Annotated in this window: 6 protein-coding genes and 1 pseudogene; 4 read left to right on the top strand and 3 right to left on the bottom strand. The window is 39.5% G+C overall.

What is annotated here, in order from left to right; translation table 11 throughout:
* Positions 1-227 precede the first annotated feature (227 nt).
* A complete protein-coding gene (gene htpX / locus L2703_RS18790; RefSeq protein WP_248972552.1) occupies positions 228-1,091 on the bottom strand; it encodes a protease HtpX in 864 nt (287 codons plus the stop codon).
* A 265-nt stretch (positions 1,092-1,356) separates the two neighbouring features.
* Between htpX and pepE the strand changes: the two genes are divergently transcribed.
* The gene (gene pepE, locus L2703_RS18795) at positions 1,357-2,067 is read left to right on the top strand and encodes a dipeptidase PepE (RefSeq protein WP_248972553.1); all 711 of its coding nucleotides are present in this window, start codon (positions 1,357-1,359) and stop codon (positions 2,065-2,067) included.
* A gap of 65 nt (positions 2,068-2,132) precedes the next feature.
* Here the strand turns inward: pepE and L2703_RS18800 are convergent, their stop codons facing one another.
* Positions 2,133-2,549 carry a VOC family protein gene (locus tag L2703_RS18800; protein WP_248972554.1) on the bottom strand — a complete coding sequence of 139 codons (417 nt, stop codon included), beginning with the start codon at positions 2,547-2,549 and terminating at the stop codon, positions 2,133-2,135.
* Between the two features lie 105 nt (positions 2,550-2,654).
* Between L2703_RS18800 and soxR the strand changes: the two genes are divergently transcribed.
* Positions 2,655-3,101 (top strand): redox-sensitive transcriptional activator SoxR, encoded by a 447-nt coding sequence (gene soxR, locus L2703_RS18805; RefSeq protein ID WP_283107970.1) that lies wholly within the window; start codon positions 2,655-2,657, stop codon positions 3,099-3,101.
* Between the two features lie 130 nt (positions 3,102-3,231).
* Here the strand turns inward: soxR and L2703_RS18810 are convergent, their stop codons facing one another.
* Complete coding sequence (locus L2703_RS18810; RefSeq protein ID WP_248972556.1) at positions 3,232-3,678, bottom strand: Hsp20 family protein; 447 nt, start codon at positions 3,676-3,678, stop codon at positions 3,232-3,234.
* Positions 3,679-4,069: 391 nt separating this feature from the next.
* Here L2703_RS18810 and L2703_RS18815 point away from each other — a divergent pair, with 391 nt between their 5' ends.
* Positions 4,070-4,300 carry a hypothetical protein gene (locus tag L2703_RS18815; protein ID WP_248972557.1) on the top strand — a complete coding sequence of 77 codons (231 nt, stop codon included), beginning with the start codon at positions 4,070-4,072 and terminating at the stop codon, positions 4,298-4,300.
* 223 nt (positions 4,301-4,523) lie between these two features.
* Positions 4,524-4,712: pseudogene (locus tag L2703_RS18820) on the top strand (IS630 family transposase); the annotation flags it as partial.
* Positions 4,713-4,986: the final 274 nt, after the last annotated feature.

The following is a 4,986-nucleotide window of genomic DNA, read 5'->3' on the forward strand; positions in this document are numbered from 1 at the left end:
TTTGTTGCATCGCCTTAAAAGGGAATAACCATTCTTTCAACAATGCGCCTCAAACTGAAAAGTCTGAGTGGCTCTGATTGGTCACATAATTAATGGAAATGGTATTATACACTCTCGTGAAGTCAGCACTTATGGATGCGCAATAGCATAACGCTGTGCCATATTGCTTATGGGAAAAAAATAAGGAGCCGATGGCTCCTTACTGAAGTTGATTTAAGATGCTAAATCTAGCTGTTTTTTAACGCAGCAATGCGTTTCTCTAATGGTGGATGGCTCATCATGAGTTCAGCCATAGAACGCTTACCATTAATACCAAAAGCAGACATTTGAGCTGGCATAGCACCAGATTCTGGACCCTGGCGTAATCGCTCAAGGGCAGCAATCATTTTAGCCTTACCGGCTAAACGCGCCGCGCCTTCATCGGCTTTATATTCACGAATACGTGAGAAGTAAGCCACAATGATAGATGCCAAAATACCAAACAACATATCTAGCACAAACACAACGGCCATGTAAGCAAACATACCTAGCCCTTCACCTTCTTCGTCGTTACTTGAAACAACGTTATCAATGATCCCAGCAACTACACGTGCGGCAAAAATAACGAAGGTATTCACCACACCTTGAATTAAGGTTAAGGTCACCATATCACCATTGGCAACGTGACTCACTTCGTGTGCTAATACACCTTCAATTTCGTCTTGCGTCATGCCGTACAACAATCCACTACTGACGGCAACAAGGGCATTATTTTTACTTGGCCCTGTAGCAAACGCGTTCATTTCTGGCGACTGATAAATGGCCACTTCAGGCATATTGATACCAGCTTGCTTAGCTTGACGTGCAACGGTCTCGACTAACCAACGCTCGGTATTATCACGTGGATGGGTAATGACTTCACAACCCATGGTTTTCTTCGCCATCCATTTTGAAATGGCTAAACTGATAAATGAGCCACCAAAACCAAAAATGGCAGCAAATACTAACAGTCCACCCATCGTTTGGGTATTTACCCCAAGAATAGACATTACGATTGAGGCAACCAGTAAGATGGCTAAGTTGGTTGCGATCAACAAAAATATACGCTTCATTTAAGCTCCTGTATGGCAAAATGCCGATTTTCGATTGTTACTACAGACATAATATGTCCATAATTTTAGAATTCAAGCTTAGTTATATTAAAAAAGATTTATGACTCTTTTTAGCCAAATAAAACCACACCAAATATCTAGCGAGCAGAGTCTAGGTAGAGATTATTAATTGAAACTGAAAAACATCAAACGACAGTAAACTCTGTGTATGCAATGGTTAATCTTTGATAAACTGTCAAAAATAAAATAACAATAAGGCATGTTTATGACCATTAACGCATTAATGTTAAGCGCTTCAAGAGTGGGTGACTCAGACTATTTATCTCACACGATTGAACTTATCCGTCCATTGACTCAACCAGGGCAACAATGGCTATTTATTCCCTACGCTGGTGTTAGCCTAAGCTATGATGAGTATTTAACCAAAGTGCAAAAGGCATTAGCGCCGCTTTCCATCACCATTAACAGTATTCATCAGTTTGCAGATCCTAAACAAGCCATCCAAGAGGCCGCAGGTATTTTGGTTGGCGGTGGCAATACTTTCCAACTGTTAAACGAACTATATCGCTACGATTTAGTGCATTTAATCCGCGAAAAAGTGCAAAATAGTACGCCTTATGTGGGGTGGAGTGCAGGTTCAAACATTACTGGTACCAGTATCCGTACCACAAATGATATGCCAATCATTGAGCCCCCCTCATTTACAGCACTGAATATTTTGCCTTTTCAGTTAAACCCACATTACACCAATTACCAAATGCCAGGCCACAATGGTGAAACTCGCGCTCAACGCTTACTAGAGTTCACCATTGTCGACCCGTTAACACCTGTTATTGGTATCCAAGAAGGCAGCGCGTTATGGCGCCAAGGAGATAAATTAACCTTAATTGGCGATCAAACTGCCTATTTATTTCATGGTAAGCAACAAGAAGTGGAAATTGCCGCCAACAGCGACTTATCTGAATACCTCAGATAAAATCGTTGAATAAAAAATCACTATTGGGCTTATTAATCAAAGTTATAATCCCAATAGTTGAACCATTAATCGTATTGGTTTCGCTCACTGGGAATACCCGTTAAATACTCAACAAACTCAATTTCAAAGCCGTTAGGGTCAATAAAATAACGACTTTTATAGGCCTCGTTTACCGCGCCCACAATCGCCACCTCAAACCCTATGTTTGCAAGTCTTTTCACTAATGCATCGACGTTATCCACCACATAAGCAAAATGTGCTAAACCAATCGTATTGCCTTTAAGGTCACGCGCTTTTCCGGTACCAGAATCATTTAGCGATAAATAATGGTAATCATCACCAAAGTGAAGCCATTTCCGTGGCGTACCATGCCAAGTAGACTCCCCGCCCCCACGTACTCGCCAGTGAGGAAATGCCGCCTGATAAAAAAATAATGATTCATCTAGATCGTTAACAACTAAATTTAAATGTTCTAAGCGCATAATCTATCTCCTACCTAATTGTTGATGTGACACAGATTAATACCTCAAGTTAACTTGAGGTAAAGTATTATTTTTGCCAAAATGATAAAAAAATTCGGAAGCTTAATGTCAGTAGATATGAAACTAAGTGTTGGTCAAGTCGCCAAGCGTTGTGGCATAAACATCTCTGCGATTCACTTTTATGAACAAAAAGGCTTGATTAAGAGTTGGCGAAATAATGGTAATCAACGGCGTTACTCGCGAGATGTAATAAGAAGAATTTCTTTGATAAAAGCTGCACAACAACTCGGCATATCACTAGAGGAAATTGCCAATGCATTTGCCTCTCTGCCTAATGGCAGAACGGCCACACAGCAAGATTGGACTAGCTTATCTCTGATGTGGAAAGACACGTTGTCTCAGCGAATTAATCAATTACAACAGTTAAAAGATTCGCTTGAAAGCTGCATAGGTTGTGGTTGTTTGTCCATGACACATTGCCCGCTATACAATCCAAATGACAAATTACAATCCCAAGGCCCGGGACCGGTACTGTTAAACAAAAAAGCCTAGTATTAAATAGACACTAGGCGCAAGCAATAAGCTAAAAAACGGGGATAATCAATTGGGGGTAATAAACGATAAAGTGATAGCGGTAAGCTTTAACTACCACTTTACCTGCCCAGTAAAGGGCTACACTGGATTAACCCAGTGTATTTGTGCTGACAATTTCAATTTTTCGAGGTTTCATGGCCTCAGGAATTTCACGTACTAAATCAATATTTAATAAACCGTGTTCTAATTCTGCACCTACAACGCGTACATAATCGGCAAGTTGAAAAGTGCGCTCAAAACCGCGTTCGGCAATGCCTTGATGCAAATATTTACGCTCATCATTTTTTGCTGTCTTATTGCCTTTCACTAACAGTTTTTCGCCTTCACTCATAATGTCTAACTCAGACATTGCAAAGCCAGCTACCGCCATGGTGATGCGATAACGATTTTCACCAAGCAGTTCAATATTATAGGGAGGGTAACCACTGTTAGCATTGTTAGCTGCAGCATGTTCGGCAAGTTGGGCTAAACGATCAAAACCAATTGCGCTACGGTAAAGAGGAGCTAAATCTGGAGTAAGATTAAAGTTTCGCATGTTCATATCCTTGTCTAAAGCAATATGGAAAATAATGACCACTTGTTCATAAAAGTGGCAATCTAGTTAACAGCCCTTACGGCACTGTTTAAGCAGGTATACAAAATCCCATTAGGGCATTTTGTTGATCATTCCTGCTACAAAATAGATATATGGACTATCTAAACATTATCAAGTGTCAATGACCAATAATTCACAGCTACACATAAATAAAAAATTAAACTATTGTTTATAAAGTATATTAAAAAAATAAATGTTTGGAATCACCAACTATGATTGTACATAAAACAGACAAAATACATTATGACTTTTGTCACTGGTAATTCAATGTGAGTTTGGCACAATAAAACAAGCAATAAATTAGCAACGGACTTAACAAAAAGGACATCCTATGAACCCTGCAACAATGGCTTTACTTATCCCTATCATCGCAATAATTGGTAGTTTCATCGTCAGTATTATGAAGTTAAAAGAACGCCAAATGGTTGCCATGAATGAACAAGCAAATAAAAATAAATCGATACACGATGAAATACATGCTCTGCGTCAACGAATCGAAGTGTTAGAACGCGTCGTGACAGAAGAATCGTACGATTTAAAACAGAAAATCAATAATGCATAACAAGACCGATTAAGCTGGCTAACAAACCGATGTTGTTAAACTTTAACTAAAACCGTTTTTAATACCAATCAGAATAAGTAAATGATTAAAGATTGCATGGGGAACATCGCTTAGAATAAAGTTGGAATTGCATCGAGCTAGTTGTTCTAGCTTCAACAATTCTCGCCAGACTATAAGCAATGTTAACCAGTAAGCATGAGCACATTGTTGTACTGATTAGTATTATACTCCGGAATTAAACCCAATTGAGCAAGTTTGGAGTTGGTTGAGGCAGCATAAGTTAGCTAATCGTTGCTTTGAGGGTTACGAGTCAATAGTCGATGCCTGTAGTGAGGCATGGAGTGCATTCATTGAAGATAAAGAGCGTGGGAAAAAATTATGCCATCGACAGTGGGCAACAATGATCACTTAATTATGCGGAATGGTATAATCGTAAACGCATCCGAGCATCTGCTGTTTGCTTGGATAGCCTGATTAATTCGAAACTGGTGTGTTGTTTCATTGCTAAAAAAGGTGAGTAACGGATATTGCAATTAGATCACATCTTTTCGCGGAATGGTATAACGGTGAAAATGCCATTATTGCAACAGCAATTTAGACAGGTAGATAAACGAAAAAATCCCCAACACGCAGTGCTGGGGATTTTTCGTATATTAGGCGCCTGGAAATGACCTACTCTCACATGG

The sequence above is a fragment of the Shewanella basaltis genome, assembly GCF_023283885.1.
Lineage (GTDB): Bacteria > Pseudomonadota > Gammaproteobacteria > Enterobacterales > Shewanellaceae > Shewanella > Shewanella basaltis.

Coding starts and splice junctions, on each gene's coding strand:
- htpX (WP_248972552.1), bottom strand. CDS start 1,091: ATGAAGCGTATATTTTTGTTGATCGCAACCAACTTAGCCATCTTACTG.
- pepE (WP_248972553.1), top strand. CDS start 1,357: ATGACCATTAACGCATTAATGTTAAGCGCTTCAAGAGTGGGTGACTCA.
- L2703_RS18800 (WP_248972554.1), bottom strand. CDS start 2,549: ATGCGCTTAGAACATTTAAATTTAGTTGTTAACGATCTAGATGAATCA.
- soxR (WP_283107970.1), top strand. CDS start 2,655: ATGTCAGTAGATATGAAACTAAGTGTTGGTCAAGTCGCCAAGCGTTGT.
- L2703_RS18810 (WP_248972556.1), bottom strand. CDS start 3,678: ATGCGAAACTTTAATCTTACTCCAGATTTAGCTCCTCTTTACCGTAGC.
- L2703_RS18815 (WP_248972557.1), top strand. CDS start 4,070: ATGAACCCTGCAACAATGGCTTTACTTATCCCTATCATCGCAATAATT.